At 56.3% G+C, this 21,579-nt stretch carries 19 protein-coding genes; 3 read left to right on the top strand and 16 right to left on the bottom strand.

Going from position 1 to position 21,579, the window contains the following annotated elements:
• Positions 1–107: 107 nt before the first annotated feature.
• Positions 108–2,303: a ferric-rhodotorulic acid/ferric-coprogen receptor FhuE gene (gene fhuE / locus GV764_RS19445; RefSeq protein WP_161661540.1), complete on the top strand. Its 2,196-nt coding sequence runs from the start codon at positions 108–110 to the stop codon at positions 2,301–2,303.
• A 115-nt stretch (positions 2,304–2,418) separates the two neighbouring features.
• Here fhuE and ptsG read toward each other — a convergent pair whose 3' ends face one another.
• The 14 genes from ptsG to yceD form a co-directional block, all read right to left on the bottom strand.
• Positions 2,419–3,852 (bottom strand): PTS glucose transporter subunit IIBC, encoded by a 1,434-nt coding sequence (gene ptsG / locus GV764_RS19450; protein ID WP_161661541.1) that lies wholly within the window; start codon positions 3,850–3,852, stop codon positions 2,419–2,421.
• A 305-nt stretch (positions 3,853–4,157) separates the two neighbouring features.
• Positions 4,158–4,946, bottom strand: a complete 789-nt coding sequence (locus GV764_RS19455) for a metal-dependent hydrolase (RefSeq protein WP_161661542.1) — start codon at positions 4,944–4,946, stop codon at positions 4,158–4,160.
• A gap of 8 nt (positions 4,947–4,954) precedes the next feature.
• On the bottom strand, positions 4,955–5,962 hold the full coding sequence (gene holB, locus GV764_RS19460) for a DNA polymerase III subunit delta' (RefSeq protein ID WP_161661543.1): 1,008 nt from the start codon (positions 5,960–5,962) through the stop codon (positions 4,955–4,957).
• Entirely contained in the window at positions 5,962–6,597 is a 636-nt protein-coding gene (gene tmk, locus GV764_RS19465) for a dTMP kinase (RefSeq protein WP_161661544.1), read from the bottom strand. The genes holB and tmk overlap by 1 nt, the downstream gene beginning before the upstream one ends.
• Positions 6,575–7,609 carry a cell division protein YceG gene (yceG, locus tag GV764_RS19470; protein WP_161661545.1) on the bottom strand — a complete coding sequence of 345 codons (1,035 nt, stop codon included), beginning with the start codon at positions 7,607–7,609 and terminating at the stop codon, positions 6,575–6,577. Before yceG ends, tmk begins: the two co-directional genes overlap by 23 nt.
• A 4-nt stretch (positions 7,610–7,613) precedes the next feature.
• Positions 7,614–8,420 carry an aminodeoxychorismate lyase gene (pabC, locus tag GV764_RS19475; protein ID WP_161661546.1) on the bottom strand — a complete coding sequence of 269 codons (807 nt, stop codon included), beginning with the start codon at positions 8,418–8,420 and terminating at the stop codon, positions 7,614–7,616.
• A gap of 105 nt (positions 8,421–8,525) precedes the next feature.
• Positions 8,526–9,767 carry a beta-ketoacyl-ACP synthase II gene (fabF, locus tag GV764_RS19480; protein ID WP_161661547.1) on the bottom strand — a complete coding sequence of 414 codons (1,242 nt, stop codon included), beginning with the start codon at positions 9,765–9,767 and terminating at the stop codon, positions 8,526–8,528.
• A gap of 83 nt (positions 9,768–9,850) precedes the next feature.
• Complete coding sequence (gene acpP / locus GV764_RS19485; RefSeq protein ID WP_000103754.1) at positions 9,851–10,087, bottom strand: acyl carrier protein; 237 nt, start codon at positions 10,085–10,087, stop codon at positions 9,851–9,853.
• 275 nt (positions 10,088–10,362) lie between these two features.
• Positions 10,363–11,097 carry a 3-oxoacyl-ACP reductase FabG gene (gene fabG, locus GV764_RS19490; protein WP_161661548.1) on the bottom strand — a complete coding sequence of 245 codons (735 nt, stop codon included), beginning with the start codon at positions 11,095–11,097 and terminating at the stop codon, positions 10,363–10,365.
• Positions 11,098–11,110: 13 nt separating this feature from the next.
• Entirely contained in the window at positions 11,111–12,040 is a 930-nt protein-coding gene (gene fabD, locus GV764_RS19495) for an ACP S-malonyltransferase (RefSeq protein ID WP_161661549.1), read from the bottom strand.
• Positions 12,041–12,059: 19 nt separating this feature from the next.
• On the bottom strand, positions 12,060–13,013 hold the full coding sequence (locus GV764_RS19500; RefSeq protein WP_125292107.1) for a beta-ketoacyl-ACP synthase III: 954 nt from the start codon (positions 13,011–13,013) through the stop codon (positions 12,060–12,062).
• A gap of 6 nt (positions 13,014–13,019) precedes the next feature.
• Positions 13,020–14,117: a phosphate acyltransferase PlsX gene (gene plsX, locus GV764_RS19505; protein WP_201743270.1), complete on the bottom strand. Its 1,098-nt coding sequence runs from the start codon at positions 14,115–14,117 to the stop codon at positions 13,020–13,022.
• 73 nt (positions 14,118–14,190) lie between these two features.
• The gene (gene rpmF / locus GV764_RS19510; protein ID WP_002435125.1) at positions 14,191–14,364 is read right to left on the bottom strand and encodes a 50S ribosomal protein L32; all 174 of its coding nucleotides are present in this window, start codon (positions 14,362–14,364) and stop codon (positions 14,191–14,193) included.
• Positions 14,365–14,414: 50 nt separating this feature from the next.
• The gene (yceD, locus tag GV764_RS19515; RefSeq protein ID WP_125292109.1) at positions 14,415–14,936 is read right to left on the bottom strand and encodes a 23S rRNA accumulation protein YceD; all 522 of its coding nucleotides are present in this window, start codon (positions 14,934–14,936) and stop codon (positions 14,415–14,417) included.
• 140 nt (positions 14,937–15,076) lie between these two features.
• Between yceD and GV764_RS19520 the strand changes: the two genes are divergently transcribed.
• A complete protein-coding gene (locus GV764_RS19520; protein WP_161661550.1) occupies positions 15,077–15,658 on the top strand; it encodes a Maf family protein in 582 nt (193 codons plus the stop codon).
• Between the two features lie 35 nt (positions 15,659–15,693).
• Here GV764_RS19520 and rluC read toward each other — a convergent pair whose 3' ends face one another.
• Entirely contained in the window at positions 15,694–16,647 is a 954-nt protein-coding gene (gene rluC, locus GV764_RS19525) for a 23S rRNA pseudouridine(955/2504/2580) synthase RluC (RefSeq protein ID WP_161661721.1), read from the bottom strand.
• 570 nt (positions 16,648–17,217) lie between these two features.
• On the opposite strand from rluC, the gene rne reads away from it, so the two are divergent.
• The gene (gene rne / locus GV764_RS19530; protein ID WP_161661551.1) at positions 17,218–20,505 is read left to right on the top strand and encodes a ribonuclease E; all 3,288 of its coding nucleotides are present in this window, start codon (positions 17,218–17,220) and stop codon (positions 20,503–20,505) included.
• Positions 20,506–20,524: 19 nt separating this feature from the next.
• Here rne and GV764_RS19535 read toward each other — a convergent pair whose 3' ends face one another.
• A complete protein-coding gene (locus tag GV764_RS19535) occupies positions 20,525–21,472 on the bottom strand; it encodes a LysR family transcriptional regulator (protein WP_161661552.1) in 948 nt (315 codons plus the stop codon).
• Between the last annotated feature and the right edge of the window lie 107 nt (positions 21,473–21,579).

Below are 21,579 nucleotides of genomic sequence, written 5' to 3' on the forward strand. Positions count from 1 at the left end.
CTCATTTTTATTCGTATCTCTGAAATATCCACCACCCACAACAGCTACGCGCCCTCATAAAAACCGGGCCGCGCAGCAAAATTTGCGTCTTTTATTAAGGGTTAATCATGTCTTTTGTTGTTGATACCAGGAAAAATGTTCCGCCGCACCGCTCGCTACTGGCGATGTGCATTTGTGCCGCCCTGCCGGTGAGCAGCGCGTTCGCTGCGCCGCAACCAGAAGATACCGTACTGGTAGAAGCCTCTGCTGATAACGCGCAGGCTGAAGAGAGCCAGGACTACAGCGTGAAAACCACGACGACCGGCACCAAACTGCTGCTGGTTCCGCGCGATATTCCGCAGTCTGTCAGTGTGATCAGTCAGCAGCGTATGCAGGATCAGGAACTCAACACCATCGGTGAAGTGCTGGATAACACCATCGGAGTCAGCGCTTCGCGTATTGACAGCCATCGAACTAACTTCTTCGCACGTGGCTTCTTCATCAGCAACTTTGCGTATGAAGATATGCCGACTTTCCTGGATAACCGCTGGAACTTTGGCGATACCGCAGGCGACACGGCCATTTTTGAAAAAATTGAAGTGGTGCGCGGCGCGGCTGGCCTGATGAGCGGTACGGGCAACCCTTCTGCTTATGTCAATATGGTCCGTAAGCATGCCGACAGCAAAGAATTCAAAGGCTCGGTTTCCGCGACTTACGGCAGCTGGGATAAACAGCGCTATGTGATGGACCTTCAGGCACCCCTGACCGAGTCGGGTGCGGTACGTGGACGCGTGATCGCCGGTTATCAGGATAATGACTCCTGGCTGGAGCGTAACCACTACCGTAAAAAGTTCGTTTATGGGGTGGTTGATGCAGATATCACCGACTCTACCACGCTCTATCTGGGTTACGACTATCAGGAAAATGAAGAAGATAGCCCGACGTGGGGCGGTTTCCCGTCATTATTCAGCGACGGTAGCCGCACTGATTTTCGTCGTGGTTTCAACACGGCTGCCGACTGGGCTTATTCCAATGGCGATTCTTCCAAAGTCTTTGCAAACCTGACCCAACGTTTTGGCGACGGTTGGGAAGCGAAGATTAACGCCATGCATGCCGAAACCAATTTTGACGGCAAGCTGATGTATATCGACGGCTACCCGGACAAAGCCACGGGTCTGTATGACGCATCGCAATTCCAGGGCGCATGGGGCGGCTGGAACCGTGGCGAGCGTAAGCAGGATTCTGTTGATGCTTTTGTTCGCGGTGGTTACGACCTGTTTGGGCGCCAGCATGAAGTCATGTTTGGCGGCAGCTATAGCCGCCAGCGTAATAATTACGATAACTCGTTCCCGGTTAACGACAATTACGGTCTGATGGACGTGGGCAGTATTTATGACTACAACGGCAGCCTGGCCGATCCGCAATGGTCACCGTGGGCGCTTTACCAGCGCGACGTGATCCGCCAAAAAGCCGTGTACGCAGCAACCCGCCTGTCGCTTGCCGACCCGCTGCACCTGATTCTGGGCGCGCGTTATACCGAGTGGAGCGCGAAGTACAACCTGGAGCGTAAACCCGACGAAATTCGTCACACCCAATTCGACGATGTCACGCCGTATGCGGGCCTGATTTACGACATTAACGATACCTGGTCGGCGTATACCAGCTATACCTCAATCTTCCAGCCGAGCGGCCAACGTGACGCCAATAGCGAATTCCTCGATCCTACTACCGGTAAAAGCTATGAAGCGGGCATCAAAGGGGACTGGGACAACACGCGCCTGACGGCTTCTCTGTCGGTATTCCGTACCGAGCAGGATAAGGTCGCGGTATCCACTGGTCAGGCCATTCCCGGTTCCGGCGGGCAAACCGCGTACAAATCCGTGGACGGTACGGTCAGCAAAGGCGTGGAGTTTGAACTGAACGGCGCGCTGACGGATAACTGGCAGTTAACCTTTGGCGCCAGCCGCTATATCGCCGAAGACGAAAACGGCGATGCGGTGAACCCGTCCCAGCCGCGTACTACCGCTAAACTGTTTACCCGCTATCAGCTGCCGATGCTGCCTGAGTTAGCGGTAGGCGGTGGCGTTCGCTGGCAGAATAAAACCTGGAACCTTATCGACAACGGTCCGAATGGCGTTTCGCGCGTATCCCAGAACGGTTATGCGGTGGTGGATGTATTTACCCGTTATCAGGTGACAAAAGACTTTGCCGTTCAGGCCAACCTGAACAACGTCTTTGATAAAGAGTATTACGACTATCTGGACACCTATGGGGTTTACGGCGCGCCGCGTAACGTCTCGGTGACCGCGAACTACCGTTTCTGATGCCTCTCTGGCGGGAACGTTAGCGCGTTCCCGTCTTTTTACGTCCCTTCCCCGTCTGGATTGCAGACAATAAAAAAGGGAGCCTTGCGGCTCCCTCAGTCTCCCCGAACAACGCTTAGCTGTTACGGATGTATTCATCCATTTCAGTTTTCAGGTTATCGGATTTAGTACCGAAAATCGCCTGAACGCCGGAACCTGCAACAACCACGCCTGCCGCACCGAGTTTCTTCAGGCCAGGCTGGTCGACTTTCGCCACGTCGGCCACGCTGACGCGCAGACGGGTGATGCAGGCATCCAGGTTAGTGATGTTTTCTTTACCGCCGAAGGCGGCAACCAGAGCCGGCGCCATTTCGCTGGTGCCGGTGGCTTTGCTGTCTTCGGTTGCATCTTCACGACCCGGGGTTTTCAGGTCCAGCGCTTTGATCAGCACGCGGAAGATGGTGTAGTAAACCACCGCGTAGCCTGCACCCACAATCGGGAACAGCCACAGTTTGCTGCTGTTGCCGGACAGAACGATAAAGTCGATCAGGCCGTGAGAGAACGAGGTGCCGTCACGCATACCCAGCAGGATACAGATCGGGAATGCCAGGCCTGCCAGAATCGCGTGGATAACGTACAGGATCGGCGCAACGAACATAAAGGAGAACTCGATCGGCTCGGTAATACCGGTCAGGAACGAGGTCAGCGCAGCGGAGATCATGATACCGCCGACTTTAGCGCGGTTTTCCGGCTTAGCAGAGTGCCAGATGGCAATCGCAGCAGCAGGCAGACCGTACATTTTGAACAGGAAGCCACCGGACAGCATGCCCGCAGTCGGGTCGCCTGCCATGTAACGCGGGATATCGCCGTGGAACACCTGGCCTGCGGCGTTGGTGTATTCGCCAATCTGCATCTGGAAAGGAACGTTCCAGATATGGTGCAGACCAAACGGTACCAGGCAGCGCTCGATGAAGCCATAGATACCAAACGCCACTACCGGGTTCTGATACGCAGCCCACTGGGAGAAGGTCTGGATGGCGGAGCCAATCGGCGGCCAAATAAAGGACAGGATAACGCCCGTGAAGATCGCGGCCAGACCAGAGATGATCGGCACGAAACGCTTACCGGCGAAGAAGCCCAGGTACTCAGGAAGCTTGATGCGGTAGAAACGGTTGAACATGTAGGCGGCAATCGCACCCGAAATGATCCCGCCAAGCACGCCGGTATCGGCCAGGTGTTTCGCCGCGATCTCTTCCGGTGGAAGATGCAGAACCAGCGGCGCAACCACAGCCATGGTTTTCACCATGATACCGTAAGCCACCACAGCGGCGAGCGCGGAAACGCCATCGTTATTGGTAAAGCCAAGCGCGACGCCAATGGCGAAAATCAGCGGCATGTTGGCGAAAACTGACCCGCCCGCTTCTGCCATTACATGGGAAACCACCGCTGGCAGCCAGCTGAAGTTGGCGGAACCGACGCCCAGCAGGATACCTGCGATCGGGAGTACGGATACCGGCAGCATCAGCGATTTACCCACCTTTTGCAGGTTAGCAAATGCATTCTTAAACATAATTGAGAGTGCTCCTGAGTATTAGTGCTTTTTACGCGTTTAACGCATCAGCCTGTGGGGAGAGACAGGCCATAGACAGGGCATCTAAGTGCCCTTTATTTATTACGCAGAGTAAAATAAATAGACTCAACATTGTTTGACAGCTATCACGTTTCAGCAAAGCGCAGAGTAAAAACTTGCATATCTTTACATTAGTGATGTCAGAATGTGTCTAAACGCTGCGTCACCGCCCTTTTTCAGGCGGTGAACTTTACTCGCTTTAAATATTAATTACGAGCTTTAAAATAACTGCGAGAGCCTGCGGATCAGGCGAGGTGGGAGAGGTCGAGATGGAAGAGATCGGAGAAATTACGCGTGGTGATACGCGCCAGTTCCTCGACAGAAACCCCTTTAAGCACAGCCATGTACTCAGCGACATCTCTCACTAACGCTGGCTGGTTCTCTTTGCCGCGATGAGGCACTGGCGTCAGCCAGGGGGAATCCGTTTCGATCAATAAACGGTCGAGCGGTACATACCGCGCGGCGTCGCGCAGTTGCTCTGCATTACGAAACGTCACGATACCGGAAAACGAGATATACATTCCCATATCAAGAAGCTTCGCTGCCGTTTCCTTGTCCTCAGTAAAACAGTGTAGTACGCCACCGCATTCCGTCACGTTTTCCTCGCGCAGGATCGCCAGCGTGTCTTCACGGGCGTCGCGGGTGTGGACAATCACCGGTTTATTCAGCTCGCAGCCAATACGCAGGTGGTTGCGGAACGATTCCTGCTGCTGAGGTTTGGTTTCCGGGGTGTAATAATAATCGAGGCCGGTTTCGCCCATGGCGACCACGCGCGGGTCCGCCGCCAGCTGGCGCAGCTGCTCGACTTCCCAGTCCTCATCCTGATTCAGCGGATGAACGCCGCAGGAGTACGCCACGTTATCCCGCTCGCCAATCAGATCGCGCATCGCCCGGTAGCCCGGCAACGTGGTGGCTACCGCCAGACAAAACTTCACGTCGCGCGCGGCGGCTTTTTCCAGTACATCGTCAACGCTGGCGTGCAGCGTCTTATAGTCCAGCCCGTCAAGGTGGCAGTGTGAATCAACTAAAAACATAATGTCTCTCAGAGAGGGGAATGCGGGAGCGGTGCGCCAGTGCGCCATACCTGCTCCCAGTTTAAGAGTAGTTCAGTGAGCATCAGTTCGCGGTTAAGTCCCGCGACCGAGAGAAGCTGTTCGCGGCACGGCAGCAGCAAATTCAGCATCGACTGTAACCGGTCAGTGGGCAGCAACGTCGCCAGCCGCTGGCTGTGCGCGGATAAATCCACGTGGGTGCTATACCCCCCTGCCCCCTGCTGGCACTTAATGGCGTCCAGCAGCAGCGCCGCCAGCCAGTGCAGGCGCATCGCCGCGTCATCGTGATGCAGGTCGGCCAGCAGCGTCAGCGCATCGCGTGCGGCAATGGCCTGTTCCAGCCGTTCCGCCAGTACCGGGCGCTGCGCCCAGCCGCTGGTTTGCAGCAGCTCCAGCGCCGCCGCAGGCGCGCCGCCGCTTAACCGCAAGGCGGCTATACGCTGATCCTGAGGCACATCGGTTTCACGCGCCAGCCAGGCTTCCGCCCAGCGATCTTCCGGCGGGGACAGGTGCCAGTATAAACAGCGGCTACGCAGCGTGGCGGGCAAGCGCTCCGGTGCGCGGCAGCCCAGCATAAACCAGGTTTTTTCCGGCGGTTCTTCGAGGGTTTTCAGCAGCGCGTTGGCGGCAGCTTCCGTCAGTTGCGCGGCATCTTTGATCCACACCACTTTCGCACCGCCCAGCCGGGCGCGATCGTAGAGTTTTTCGGTGACGTCGCGGATCGCGTCAATGCCCAGCGTCGCTTTGCCTTTTTCGGGCTCAATAAGATAGTAATCGGGATGCGTCTGGGCCTGCATCAGCTGGCAGGCGCGGCATTGCCCGCAGCTTTTCTGACCGTCCGGCTGCTGGCACATCAACCAACGGCCAAGGGCGTAAATCAGCGAGTCGTCTCCCATGCCCGGCAGGGAGTGAACCAGTAACGCATGGTGACCACGGCCAGCCTGATGGTTCGCCACCAGCTGCTCATAGGCAGGACGCAGCCATGGATACCATTTCATTACGCTTGCTCCTTAACCCAGCGCGTCACCGTGTCACGAATCGCCTGCGTCACTGCCTCCAGCGATTGCGTCGCGTCGATGGTGCGGATACGGCTGTCCGACGCCGCCAGTTCCAGATAGCGAGCGCGGGTGCGATGAAAGAAATCAAACGACTCTTGTTCAATGCGATCCAGATCGCCGCGCGCGCGGGCACGCTTAAGGCCAATCACCGGATCGACGTCCAGATAAAGCGTCAGGTCCGGGGCGAAATCGCCTAACACGGCCTGGCGCAAGGTGCTGAGAAGATGAGCATCAATACCGCGCCCGCCGCCCTGATAGGCCTGGGTCGACAGGTCGTGACGATCGCCGATCACCCACGCGCCGCGTGCCAGCGCCGGTTTGATCACGGTTTCCACCAGTTGAACCCGCGCCGCGTAAAACATCAGCACTTCTGCTTTATCGGTAATGACTTCGTCGCCGACGGATTTAATATCCAACACCAGGCTGCGCAGTTTTTCCGCCAGAATGGTGCCGCCAGGCTCGCGGGTAAAGGCCATATCCTCAATGCCCAGCGATTTCAGCGTCTCCACCACCACATTGCGCGCCGTGGTTTTCCCTGCTCCTTCTAATCCCTCAATGACAATGTACTTGCCCATCTTTTTCCTTCATGACTTTCAAATAATCCTGCACCGACTTGTTATGGTCCGCGAGGTTAGTATTAAACGTGTGCCCGCCATCGCCGTCAGCGACAAAATATAGATAAGGCGTTTTCGCCGGCTTCGCCGCTGCCATCAATGAGGCTTCGCCCGGAATGGCGATCGGGCCCGGCGGCAGGCCGTTAATAATATAGGTGTTATACGGCGTAGGGGTATCCAGCGCTTTGCGGGTCAGATTGCCGTCATAATCTTTACCCATCCCGTAAATCACGGTGGGATCGGTTTGCAGCCGCATGCCGATCCGCAGGCGGTTCACAAACACCGAAGCGACTTCAGGACGTTCGCTGGCGACGGCGGTCTCTTTCTCAATAATCGAGGCCATGGTCAGCAACTGCTCTTTGTCCTGATACGGCAGCCCCGCCGCTTTCTCATCCCAGGCTTTATCAACGGCCTTTACCATACGCAGGTGCGCGCGCTTTAGCAAAGCCACGTCGGTGGTATTGGCGGTATACAGCCAGGTATCCGGGTAGAACCAGCCTTCTATGGATTTGGCGCTGTCGAACCCGAGGGCCTCGGCCACCGTCGCATACTCATCGTCCTTCAGGGTATGTTTGATGTAAGGCGCTTCGCGCAGACGGCTGAGCCAGTCGCTCAGACGGGTGCCTTCAACAAACCGCAGCGGGAACTGGGCTTCTTTACCGCTTTCCAGCAGTTTGAGCATGTCGCGCACGGTCATTTCTGGGGTAAAACGGTAGGTGCCCGCTTTAAAGTGCGACAGCGCGGGCTCGACTTTCAACAGCCACTGGAATACCCGTGGGCGATTAATGATTTTTTCGTCGGAGAGTTGATTGCCCAGCGCCAGCCGGCCGGTACCCGCTTTCAGGGTAAAAATGGTTTCCTGTTTGACGAGCAGGCGGCTGTCCGCCAGTTGGCGTACTTTCCAGTAGCCAACGCCTGCGGCAATCGCCAACCCAACAATAATCAGCAAAACAAAACGCAGCATTTTCTTCATTGGTTCAATTCGGCTCACAAAGAGGGGCTAAATAGTGGTAAAGATCGCGGGAAGCGTAGCGAGTGTGCATGGCCTGATTCACCGGAACAAGTGGCATTAGCGCATTGCAGATAAACACTTCATCCGCCGTGTCCAGATCGCTCAGTAAGGCGCGGACCTCCTCCACGTGCCAGGCACTGTGGCTGAGCTGGTTCAGGATATGCTGGCGCATCAACCCGTTGACGCCCGCCTGGTCCAGTTTTGGCGTATATACGCGCGGACCTTTGCGCCAGAACAGATTGGCGGCGCAGCATTCCGTCAGCCAGCCTTCGCTGTCCAGCACCAGCGCTTCCTGAGCATCCGTTTGTTCCAGATGGCGTCGAATCAACACCTGTTCCAGCCGGTTGAGGTGCTTGATGCCCGCCAGAAAGGGATTACGCCCGAGCGGCACCGGGCTTTGGGCGAGGGTTATGCCCTGCTCCCGCCACTGGGTATAAAACGCCGGGTAAGGCGCAACGGACAGCAGACGGGTCGGCGAATCGCAGCCTGCGGCGCTGTACCCTCGCCCGCCCGCGCCCCGGCTAATAATGACCTTCAGGACTGCCTGTTGCTGCGTCCGGGCAATGTCGCGCATCTCTTCACCGAGCACGGCGGCATCAGGAAAAGCGATGCCCAGTCTGTCGCATGCCTGCGCCAGCCGTTGCAGATGCGCATCAACAAGCTGAATTTGACCGTCGATCACCCGCGCCGTGGTGAAACACCCGTCGCCAAACTGGATCGCCCGATCGTTAGCCGCCAGCGTATGTCGCCATGTGCCATTGATTAAGAACATGAGGGCTCCTTACCGATAGCGCGCTAGTGTCGCAGGATGTAAAGCGAGGGGCAAGAGGAGAAGTCTGATGAAAAGGCCCACAGAGGGGCCTTTAAAAAGAATCGGTTAGATCTTTTTGAAGATCAAGGAACCGTTGGTGCCACCGAAGCCGAAGGAGTTACACAGGGCATAATCCATACCGGAAACCTGGCGCGCTTCGTGCGGAACGAAATCCAGGTCGCAACCTTCATCCGGGTTATCCAGGTTGATGGTCGGCGGAATGGCCTGATCGCGCAGCGCCAGGATAGAGAAAATGGACTCTACCGCGCCCGCCGCGCCCAGCAGGTGACCGGTCATCGATTTAGTGGAACTGACCATCACGCGATGGGCCGAGTCACCAAATACTGATTTCACCGCCTGCGCTTCCGCCACGTCGCCCGCAGGGGTCGAGGTGCCGTGTGCATTGACGTAGCCAACCTGGCCCGCTTCGATGCCAGCATCACGCAGGGCATTGGTCATCGCCAGCGCCGCGCCCGCGCCGTTATCTGGCGGTGAGGTCATATGATAAGCGTCGCTGCTCATGCCGAAACCGACCACTTCGCAGTAAATTTTTGCGCCGCGCTTCTTCGCGTGCTCGTACTCTTCCAGCACGATAATGCCCGCGCCGTCGCCGAGGACGAAACCGTCACGCTCTTTATCCCACGGACGACTTGCCGCTTGCGGATTGTCGTTACGAGTGGAGAGTGCTCGAGCGGCACCAAAACCACCCACGCCCAGCGGGGTACTGGCTTTCTCAGCGCCGCCCGCAAGCATTGCGTCCGCATCACCATAGGCAATCATGCGCGCCGCATGGCCGATATTGTGAACGCCAGAAGTACAGGCCGTGGCGATAGAGATGCTCGGTCCACGCAGGCCGAACATAATAGTCAAATGACCTGCCACCATGTTTACGATAGTAGACGGGACGAAGAACGGGCTAATCTTACGCGGGCCACCGGCCACCAGCGAGGTGTGGTTTTCTTCGATAAGACCTAAGCCGCCAATGCCGGAACCGATAGCGGCGCCGAATCGGGTTGCGTTTTCTTCCGTCACTTCCAGACCAGAATCCTGCATGGCCTGAATACCGGCAACAACTCCATATTGAATGAAGGCATCCATCTTGCGTTGATCTTTACGCGAGATGATGTCGTCACAGTTAAAATCCTTTACTAAGCCAGCAAATTTCGTTGCATAGGCGCTAGTATCGAAATGGTCGATCAGGCTGATGCCACTCTGACCGGCAAGGAGAGCTTTCCAGGTAAACTCTACGGTATTGCCGACAGGAGACAACATGCCCAGTCCGGTCACAACTACACGACGCTTAGACACGTTTGTCCTCCAGGGAGGGATAAAAAAGGGATTCGTGGGATAAAAAAACTCAGGCGGTCGAGTGACCGCCTGGAGATGTTCACTTACGCCTGGTGGCCGTTGATGTAATCAATGGCAGCCTGAACAGTAGTGATTTTCTCAGCTTCTTCGTCCGGAATCTCAGTATCAAACTCTTCTTCCAGAGCCATTACCAGCTCAACGGTGTCAAGAGAATCAGCGCCCAAGTCTTCAACGAAAGAAGCATTGTTGGTAACTTCTTCCTGCTTAACGCCCAGCTGTTCGCCGATAATTTTCTTAACGCGTTCTTCGATAGTGCTCATACTCTTAAATTTCCTATCAAAACTCGCTTTCGCGATGGTTTTCGTAGTGTATAAAATGTTGAAAAAGTTGCAACTAAATCCCGGCAGGTCGTACCACGATTTTACGCTATTTTGCGGGCAATCGCCCTAATAACGCAAATAATTTTATACCCCTCTCCATTCAGACGGCAGGTTTTAAGCCATCTCTGACCATTCTTGCTCACAGAGTAGACTGTGCAGACGAGAATCTGTTCAGCGGCTTTTCCTGCCTCTGGCGGCGAGAGGTATAAGCATGGTTAAACCATATACATCCCGCCGTTGACGTGCAGAGTTTCACCAGAGATGTAACCCGCTTCATCAGAAGCTAAGAATGCAACCGCACTGGCGATTTCCTTCGCGTCGCCTAAGCGACCCGCAGGAACCTGCGCCAGGATACCCGCACGCTGATCGTCAGATAGCGCACGCGTCATGTCCGTTTCAATAAAGCCCGGAGCAACAACGTTCACTGTAATACCGCGAGACGCTACTTCGCGCGCCAGCGATTTACTAAAGCCGATAAGACCCGCTTTCGCCGCAGCGTAGTTGGCCTGACCCGCATTTCCCATGGTACCAACCACAGAACCGATAGTAATAATACGCCCATGACGTTTTTTCATCATAGCTCGCATTACTGCTTTTGACAGACGAAATACGGATGAAAGATTGGTTTCGAGAATGTCGCTCCACTCTTCTTCTTTCATGCGCATCAGTAAATTATCGCGAGTGATACCGGCATTATTAACCAGAATATCCACTTCACCAAATTCGCCACGAATATTTTCCAGCACGGATTCGATAGAGGCCGGGTCGGTGACGTTAAGCATCAGACCTTTGCCGTTCGCGCCCAGATAGTCGCTGATCGCCTGCGCGCCGCTTTCACTGGTGGCGGTACCGATAACTTTCGCGCCGCGCGCCGCAAGGGTTTCAGCAATTGCGCGGCCAATGCCGCGGCTCGCGCCGGTAACCAGCGCGACTTTTCCTTCAAAACTCATGGTATTCCTCGTCTTATTGCTCGAGTGCTGCGGCCAGGCTTGCCGGCTCGTTGATCGCGGAGGCGGTTAAGCTGTCCACGATGCGTTTAGTCAGGCCGGTCAATACTTTGCCTGGACCAACTTCGTAAAGATGGGTGATATCACGTGAAGCCATGAGCTCAACGCTCTTAGTCCACTGCACCGGGCTGTAAAGCTGGCGCACAAGCGCATTGCGAATCTCATCCGGATCGGTGGCACAGGCGACATCAACGTTATTCACCACCGGGATCGCCGGCGCGTTAAAGGTAATGTTCTGCAGCTCTACCGCCAGTTTTTCTGCGGCGGGTTTCATCAGCGCACAGTGCGACGGCACGCTCACCGGTAGCGGCAGCGCGCGTTTAGCGCCCGCAGCTTTACAGGCTGCGCCTGCACGCTCAACCGCTTCTTTATGACCGGCGATCACCACCTGGCCCGGCGAGTTGTAGTTGACCGGCGATACCACCTGGCCGTGGGCCGACTCTTCACAGGCTTTGGCGATGGACTCATCATCCAGACCGATAATTGCCGACATAGCGCCGGTGCCTTCCGGAACCGCGTCCTGCATCAGTTTACCGCGCAGCTCCACCAGACGGACCGCATCGCTGAACGCGATGACGCCCGCACATACCAGCGCGGAGTATTCGCCAAGGCTGTGGCCCGCCATCATCGCAGGGGCTTTACCGCCTTCCTGCTGCCATACGCGGTATAACGCCACCGAAGCGGTCAACAACGCAGGCTGGGTCTGCCAGGTTTTGTTTAACTCTTCGGCGGGGCCTTGCTGAACCAGCGCCCAGAGATCGTAACCTAAAACGGCAGAAGCCTCGGCGAAGGTCTCTTCGACGACGGGATATTGCGCGGCAACATCTGCCAGCATGCCCACAGCCTGGGAGCCCTGCCCCGGAAACACAAATGCAAATTGCGTCATGTTTTTTAATCCTTGTTTATCAGAAACGAACCAGCGCCGAGCCCCAGGTAAAGCCGCCGCCAAAGGCCTCAAGCAGCACTAAATGACCGGGCTTAATGCGGCCATCGCGCACCGCTTCATCCAGCGCGCTGGGCACGGACGCGGCGGAGGTATTGCCGTGACGATCCAGGGTCACCACCACATTATCCATCGACATGCCGAGTTTTTTGGCGGTTGCGCTGATAATACGCAGGTTCGCCTGGTGCGGCACCAGCCAGTCCAGCGAGGAGCGGTCGAGCTGATTCGCGGCCAGCGTTTCATCAACAATATGCGCAAGCTCAGTCACAGCAACTTTGAATACTTCGTTACCGGACATGGTTAAATAGATAGGGTTTTCCGGCACCACGCGATCGTGGTTCGGCAGCGTCAGCAACTCACCGTAGCTGCCGTCAGCGTGCAGGTGAGTCGAAATAATGCCCGGCTCTTCAGACGCGCTCAGCACCACAGCGCCCGCGCCGTCACCGAACAGAATAATCGTGCCGCGATCCTGCGGATCAAGGGTGCGCGCCAGCACGTCGGAGCCGATCACCAGCGCATACTGCACCGCGCCGGATTTCACGTACTGATCGGCAATGCTCAGCGCATAGGTAAAGCCCGCGCAGGCCGCAGCGACATCAAACGCCGGGCAGCCTTTAATGCCCAGCATGCCCTGGATCTGGCATGCGGCGCTCGGGAAGGCATGGGTCGCGGAGGTTGTGGCCACCACAACCATACCGATTTGTTCTTTATCGATACCGGCCATCTCAATGGCGCGCAGCGCAGCCTGATAGCCCATGGAATCAACAGTCTCGTCAGGACCGGCGATACGACGCTCACGAATGCCTGTGCGGGTGACAATCCACTCGTCAGTCGTTTCCACAATTTTTTCAAGATCGGCGTTAGTCCGCACGTGCTCAGGCAGGTAGCTACCTGTGCCAATAATCTTCGTATACATGTACGCTCAGTCACTCTTGGGTAATATACCTGCCGGTGGCATTGCCGGGGCGCTTGCGCCGTCCTGCAATTCGAAACCTGCGGGATATAAACATTCCAGGCGAGCGGCTATCCGTTGTGGAACCTGCCGCTGCACCGCCTGCACTGCCTGTTCAATCGCCACGCTAAACGCGCGCTGATTGGCCGCGCCGTGACTCTTAATCACGGTGCCGCGCAATCCTAACAGACAGGCGCCATTATACTGGTCGGGGTTGAGGTGACTGAATCGCCTTGAGAGGCTTTTTTGTAACCAGTGCTTTAATAAACGCCACCACCACGACCGTTTTTTCCCCTCTCCCTGCGATTTGAGCAGAGAAAGGAACATTCGTACAACGCCCTCCATGGTCTTGAGTGTGACATTACCTACAAAACCATCACACACCAGCACGTCCGTTTTGCCGGTTAATAATTCATTGGCTTCAAGATAGCCAATATAATTCAACGACGGCATGGTTTTTAACAGTGCCGCCGCGTCACGAATACTGTCGAGACCTTTCGTTTCTTCTTCGCCGATATTCAGTAACGCCACGCGTGGCGTCTGGATGCCAAGGACTTCCTCAGCCATCACTGAACCCATAATGGCGAACTGTACCAGCATCGTGCTATCGCAGGCCACGTTGGCGCCTAAATCCAGCACCACGGTTTTGCCTTTTTGCTGATGCGGCAACACCGTCATCAGCGCCGGGCGTTCTATGCCGTCAATCGGTTTGAGCAGCAGCTTTGCAAGCCCCATCAACGCGCCAGTATTACCGGCGCTGACGCAGGCCTGGGCCCGCCCTTCTTTCACCAGCTCCAGCGCCATGCGCATGGAGGAGCCGCGACTGTTGCGCACGGCCTGAGACGGTCTGACATCACTGGCGATAACCGACTGGGATGCAACAATCTGCAAACGCGAACGTTGTTCAAAATCAGCTTTGGCGAGTAATGGAGTAATGACGTCGGGATCGCCGACTAAAAGGAGATTCAGTTGCGAATTAGAATTCAGTGCCTGCAAGGCTGCAGGCACTGTCACGGAGGGACCAAAGTCCCCACCCATGGCATCTAACGCAAGGGTTAGACGTGTCAAGGTATCGACGGGCGACGTTATATCCCCGCGTAAACGGGGAAACGACGCTAAGTTTAATCACGCTTGCGCGTGATTACTTAGCGATAACCTTGCGACCGCGGTAGTAACCGTCGGCAGTGATGTGGTGACGCAGGTGGGTTTCACCAGAAGTCTTGTCAACAGACAGGCTGGTTACAGCGGTCAGTGCATCGTGAGAGCGACGCATGCCACGTTTGGAACGGGTTGGTTTATTCTGTTGTACGGCCATGGACCTTACTCCTCAATTACGGTTTACCCCGTTTGCGCGGGGAAGACCAATTACTTACGCTTTAAGCTGGCTAATACGGCAAACGGATTTGGCTTTTGCGCTTCTTCAGGCAGTTCACCAAATACCATGTCCGCTTCGGACACTTCACAGTGTTCATGATCATGCACCGGAACCACCGGCAGCGCGATGATGATTTCATCTTCGACTACCGCCAGCAGATCGATTTCACCGAATTCGTTAACCTCAATCGGCTCATACGCTTCCGGGAGTGCTTCAGCCTGTTCGTCTGAACGAACCGGACTAAAACAATACGTTGTGTGGACCTGATGGGAGAACGGATTCCCGCAACGCTGACATGACAACGTCACCGTCACCTTCGCATCGCCGGTTAACACCGCGAGACGTTGGTTATCGATGGCGAAGCGCATGGAGCATTCCACATCGCTGTCCACACTGACAACTGATTCGGCGACGCGCTCCACCTGTTCAGGGGTGTACACGCCATGATAATCAAGGCGCTTTTGAGCGGTACGAACCGGATCGAGAGTCAGGGGTAATTTTACCTTTTGCATAGGGCGCGCATATTAACGTCGTAATGTCATAGAGTCAAAGGAAAAGGCGGTATCAACATGCCATTTGCTAATAAATCACACACAGCATTGTCCACAGTTTAAGATGTCATAATAAGTTTCGCGAATGATGGCAGAAAAAAATGACTCAACTGGTACTCGCTTCAACCTCCCCCTTCCGTCAGAGCTTGCTTGAAAAACTGGGGATTCCGTTCATTACCGCCGCGCCGGACTGCGATGAAACGCCGTTAGCGAACGAAGATGCCCGCCATCTGGTGGTGCGTCTGGCGCAGCAAAAAGCGCAGTCGCTGGCAGGCCGTTTTCCGAATCATTTGATCATCGGTTCCGATCAGGTATGCGTGCTGGATGGCAATATAACCGGCAAGCCATTGACTGAAGAAAACGCGCGTTGGCAGTTGACCAAAGCCAGCGGTCACGTCGTCACGTTCTACACCGGACTGGCGCTGTATAATTCCGCCAACGGCCAGTTGCAAACCGAATGCGAGCCGTTTGACGTGCACTTTCGTCATCTCAGCGCCGAAGAAATCACTGGTTATGTAAAGAAAGAACAACCGCTGTATTGCGCGGGCAGCTTTAAAAGCGAAGGGCTCGGCATTACGCTTTTTGATCGCTTAAGCGGACGCGATCCGAATACGCTGGTTGGCCTGCCGTTAATCGCCCTGGGCCAGATGCTGCGTAATGAAGGGGTAAACCCGCTGGCGTAACAAAAAAAGCCCGGTATCAAACCGGGCCATTGCCGTTACTTACCGTTGCGCAGCACGTTCAGACAGTGTTTAAGCGCATTGTCGAGCGGCGCTTCGACGCGCATCGTCTCGCCGGTATTGGGGTGCTGGAATTTCAGCGCCGCCGCATGCAGGAACAGGCGGCTTAATCCGGTATTCGCCAGTTGCTTATCAAATTCACGGTCGCCATAACGATCGTCAAAAGCGATAGGATGACCGGCATGCAGAGTATGCACGCGAATCTGGTGGGTGCGACCGGTTACCGGGCTACAGCGTACCAGCGTGGCGAACGCATAACGCTCCTCCACTTTAAAGCGCGTTTCCGATGGCTTGCCTTCACTGTTGACCCGCACGATGCGCTCTCCGCTTTGCAGAATATTTTTCAATAGCGGCGCCTGTACCACTTTCACATGCGACTGCCACTGCCCGCGCACCAGCGCCAGGTAATCTTTTTGCATCTCTTTACCGCGCAGCTGTTCATGCAGCGAACGCAGCGCCGAACGCTTTTTCGCCACCAGCAGGACGCCGGACGTGTCGCGGTCGAGACGGTGGACCAGCTCCAGAAAGCGGGCTTCCGGGCGCAAGGCGCGCAGACCTTCGATTACGCCAAAGCTCAATCCGCTGCCGCCGTGTACGGCGGTGCCGGAGGGCTTATTCAGCACCAGGATATAATCATCCTCATACAAAATCGCCTCGGTGAGCGCGGAGACTTTTTGCAGATGCGGGGATACCGCCTCTTCTTCGCGCTCGGCGACGCGAACCGGAGGAATACGCACTTCATCGCCGTCTTCGAGTTTGTATTCAGGCTTAATGCGTTTTTTGTTCACCCGCACTTCGCCTTTGCGAAGGATGCGGTAAATCATGCTTTTAGGCACACCCTTTAATTGGGTGCGCAAAAAGTTATCGATACGCTGCCCCGCTTCATCAGCGGTAATGACAACGATTTTTACGGCTGGGGTCTCAGTTTTCATGGTGGCGATTCTAATTATCGACATTCATTAGCGCCACTCATTTTTATATGCTTATACTTACTGTCACCCGGATTCTGACGGCTTATGAATCACCGGATTGGTGGATATAACAACAATCGGTAATTTGTGGTTAAGAAACTGTGAGTAACCGGGTGATAAATGGCAAAAGTCATCTTGCTATAACAAGCTTAGCAATGGAATAATGCTGCTGTTTTCCGTGTTAAATCTTGTTGAGACAAGGAACTTTGCGGAATTACCAGTTTTGCCTGACCGTTCATCCACGCAGCAATGGCGTAAGACGTATTGAACCTTCAGGCAGTTAGCGGGCTGCGGGTTGCAGTCCTTACCGGTAAATGGAAGCTTCTCTGGCGAAACATCCCAGGCAGTTCCCCTGATAATTGCGCTGTATTTCCAGATGAAATACAGGCTACCGACACTCTGCGCCTCTTAAGCGAGCGACAACCGTGAGGTTGGCGACGTGAATAGTCACGAGGCCATCGGTTCATACCCGGAAAGGCGATATCTTGCCCGCAGCTTAGTCGTCAATGTAAGAATAATGAGTAAGTTACGATGAAAAGAATGTTAATCAACGCGACTCAGCAAGAAGAGTTGCGTGTCGCCCTTGTGGACGGGCAGCGCCTGTACGACCTGGACATTGAAAGCCCAGGACACGAACAGAAAAAAGCGAACATCTACAAAGGAAAAATCACCCGCATTGAACCCAGTCTTGAAGCCGCTTTTGTTGATTACGGCGCTGAAAGACACGGTTTCCTCCCTCTTAAAGAAATCGCCCGCGAATACTTCCCTGCTAACTATGCTTCCCATGGTCGTCCGAACATCAAAGATGTGCTGCGCGAAGGCCAGGAAGTTATCGTTCAGATCGATAAAGAAGAGCGCGGTAACAAAGGCGCGGCCCTGACTACCTTTATTAGTCTGGCAGGCAGCTACCTGGTTCTGATGCCAAATAACCCGCGCGCGGGCGGCATCTCTCGCCGTATCGAAGGCGACGACCGTACCGAACTGAAAGAAGCGCTGGCCAGTCTTGAACTGCCGGACGGCATGGGTCTTATCGTGCGTACCGCGGGCGTGGGCAAATCCGCCGAAGCGCTGCAGTGGGACTTAAGCTTCCGCCTGAAACACTGGGAAGCCATCAAAAAAGCCGCTGAGAGCCGCCCTGCGCCATTCCTGATCCATCAGGAAAGCAACGTCATTGTCCGCGCCTTCCGCGACTATCTGCGCCAGGACATCGGCGAAATCCTGATCGACAACCCGAAAGTGCTGGAGCTGGCGCGCCAGCACATCTCTGCGCTGGGCCGCCCGGATTTCAGCAGCAAAATCAAACTGTACACCGGTGAAATCCCGCTGTTCAGCCACTATCAGATCGAATCGCAAATTGAATCGGCATTCCAGCGCGAAGTGCGCCTGCCGTCAGGCGGCTCTATCGTTATTGATAGCACCGAAGCGCTGACCGCTATCGATATCAACTCCGCCCGCGCGACCCGCGGCGGCGATATCGAAGAAACGGCTTTCAACACCAACCTGGAAGCGGCGGATGAAATCGCCCGCCAGCTGCGCCTGCGCGACCTCGGCGGTCTGATTGTTATCGACTTTATCGATATGACCCCGGTACGCCACCAGCGCGCGGTGGAAAACCGCCTGCGCGAAGCCGTTCGTCAGGACCGCGCGCGCATCCAGATTTCCCATATTTCACGCTTCGGCCTGCTGGAAATGTCCCGTCAGCGCCTCAGCCCGTCGCTGGGCGAATCCAGCCATCACGTGTGCCCGCGCTGTAGCGGCACCGGCACCATTCGCGACAACGAATCCCTGTCCCTGTCGATTCTGCGTCTGATTGAAGAAGAAGCGCTGAAAGAGAACACCAAAGAAGTTCACGCCATCGTTCCGGTGCCGATCGCTTCCTATCTGCTGAACGAAAAACGCGACGCCATTACCGCCATCGAAACCCGCCAGGGCGGCGTGCGCGCGGTGATCGTCCCGAACGACCAGATGGAAACCCCGCATTATTCCGTGCTGCGCGTGCGTAAAGGCGAAGAGACCAAAACCCTGAGCTACATGCTGCCGAAGCTGCATGAAGAAGCGATGGCAATGCCGTCTGACGATGAGCCAGCCGAACGCAAGCGTCCGGAAGAGCCCGCGTTAGCCACCTTCGCCATGCCGGATATCCCGCCTGCGCCGCCAGAGACCAAAGCCGTTCAGGAAGCCCCGGCAAAAGTACAGGCCGCGCCGCAGCCTGCCGCGTCTCAGGCGTCCCAGCCGGGCCTGTTTAGCCGCTTTATCAACGCGCTGAAATCCCTGTTCGCCGGTGAGCCAGCCGCGCCTGCCCCGGTTGTTGAAGAGCCGAAGAAAGAAGCGGGTGAAGAGAAACAGCGTGGCGATCGCCGTAATAACCGTCGCCAGAATAACCGTCGCGATCGTAACGATCGCCAGGGACGCGACAGCCGCGATAATCGTGAACCGCGTGAATCTCGCGAACCGCGTGAGCCGCGTGAGCCGCGTGAGCCGCGCGATGAGAATCGCCGCAACCGTCGTCAGGCCCAGCAGCAAACCGCTGAGGCGCGTGAAGTCCGCGACATCGCCGTGGATGAGACCGAACAAACCAAAGGCCGTGATGAGCAGCAACCGCGTCGTGAAAGAAGCCGCCGCCGCTCTGAAGACAAGCGCCAGGCGCAGCAGGACGTTAAAGCACTGAACCGCGAAGAGCGTCCGGAGCAGGAAGCCGAACAGGAAGAACGCGTTCAGGTGATGCCGCGCCGTAAACAGCGCCAGCTGACCCAGAAAGTTCGCTTCACTAACGATGTGGTTGAGTCAGAAGCCATTGTCGACGTAGAGCCGCAGGAAACCGCGCCGGTACAGCGTACCGAGCTGGCGACCATTCCGCTGCCTGCGGTGGTGGAAAACGAGACAGCCGAACCGGAAGAAAGCGCCGAAACTCGCGCTGACGCCAACGGTATGCCGCGTCGCTCCCGCCGTTCACCGCGACACCTGCGCGTGAGCGGTCAGCGCCGCCGCCGTTATCGCGATGAGCGCTACCCAACCGCGTCGCCGATGCCGTTGACCGTAGCATGCGCTTCGCCGGAAATGGCGTCCGGCAAAGTCTGGATCCGCTACCCGGTCGCGCAGGCGCCAGTGGTTGAACAGCAGGAACAACCTGTTGAAGCACCGGTGGAACAGCAGGCGATCCAGATTGCGCCCGTTGTTGCCGGGGCAGCCGACGTCGCTGAAGCCGCACCGGTCGAAACGACCCATCCGGAAGTGATTGCCGCGCCGGTCGATGCCCAGCCGGAAATCATCGCGCCGCAGGATGAAGCGGTTGCTGAGCAGGTTGCTGAAGAAGCCAAACCGGTAGACTCTGCGCCAGCGGCTGAAGCCGTGCAGGAAACGGCTCAGGAAGCCGTGGTGGTTGAGCCTGTTGCGGAAGAAAGCATCGCCGATGCGCCGCAGGAACAACCTGCCGCGCGTGACGCTGAGCAGCAGCCAGCAGTGGTTGAGACGCCGGACGCAGACGCTGCCGAACCGATTGTTGAACCGGTCAAAGCCGAAAAGCCAATCAAAGCCGCTGAACCAGTCAAAGCCGCTGAGCCGGTCAAAGCCGCTGAGCCAGTCAAAGCCGCCGAGCCCGTACACGCTGAGCCGCAGCCTGAAGCGCAGCCAGCTGCCGCAAAACCGGTTGTCAGCGCGCCGATGACGCGCGCCCCGGCCCCGGAATACGTGCCGGAAGCGCCGCGTCACAGCGACTGGGTGCGTGAACCGTTTAATTTTAGCGGTAAAGGCTCAGCGGGCGGCCACAGCGCCAGCCACCAGGCTACCGCACCGGCCACCCGCCCGGGTCAGGCTGAGTAACCTCCCCATAAGCCGGTCATTATGACCGGCTTTTTTTTCGCCTCTCCGGCGGCCGCATCCCCATTAATCCGGGCAGAATTTCCCGCATCAGTTCGAGGAATTTACGCAAGCGCGCGGGATAGTAGCGGCTATAGGGATAAGCCAGCCAGACCGGCAGCGGCGCGGCCTGCCACTGCGGCAGAACATGCACCAGTTTGCCCTGTTCCAGATCCTGCGCCACAATCCACGCTGAGACGATACCCACGCCCAACCCGGCCAGCACCGTTTCTCTGACGGCATACAGGCTGTCAGTGCTCAGGCGCGGCGCAATGGCGAGTGAGCGCGTTTCGTTGCCTTCAATCTGCCTTAACGTCACTTCCTGTTGATAGAACAGGTTTAAGGCCACCCAGGGCAGCGCCGCCAGTGCCTCAGGCTGGTTAATCTGCGGATAACCCGCCAGCAATTCCGGCGCGGCGACCACGATGCGCGGCACTTCCGCCAGTAGCACCGAAATAGTGGACGGATCAGGCTGCGCGCCAAGGTGGATAGCGCAATCGATATTCTCAGTAACGAACAGCGGCGCTTTATCGTTCAGCATCCACTCTACGTTCATCTGCGGATACTGGCGAAGAAACTGCGTCAGCGGCGCAATCAACTGTTGCTGACCAAACGCGTGCGGTGCCCGCACCCGCAAGGTGCCCACCGGTTCATCCCCGGCGTTGCGCAGATCGTCTTCCAGCATCATCCAGTGGCCCGTCACGGTTTTAGCATGCTGATAGCAGCGTTCGCCATCGTCGGTCAGTTTCATGGCGTGGGTGGTGCGCAGCAGCAGTTTGCAGCCCAACATCTCTTCCAGCGATTTCAGCCGCCGGCTGACGGTCGCCTGGGTGGTGTTGAGCTGTACTGCCGCCGCGCTGAGCGATCCGCTTTCAATGATGCGGATAAACGTGTTCATCAACTCAATTCTGTCTATACGTTCATTTGCCATATAATTTTCTCTGACATACGTTTGGCGTATAACCGTTTTATCAAATGTCCCGCTACCGCACCAGCCTGCTGTAACCGACAATCCTCACATCTTCCAGAGCGTGAGGC

Source organism: Atlantibacter hermannii, assembly GCF_009907385.1.
GTDB classification, from domain to species: domain Bacteria; phylum Pseudomonadota; class Gammaproteobacteria; order Enterobacterales; family Enterobacteriaceae; genus Atlantibacter; species Atlantibacter hermannii_A.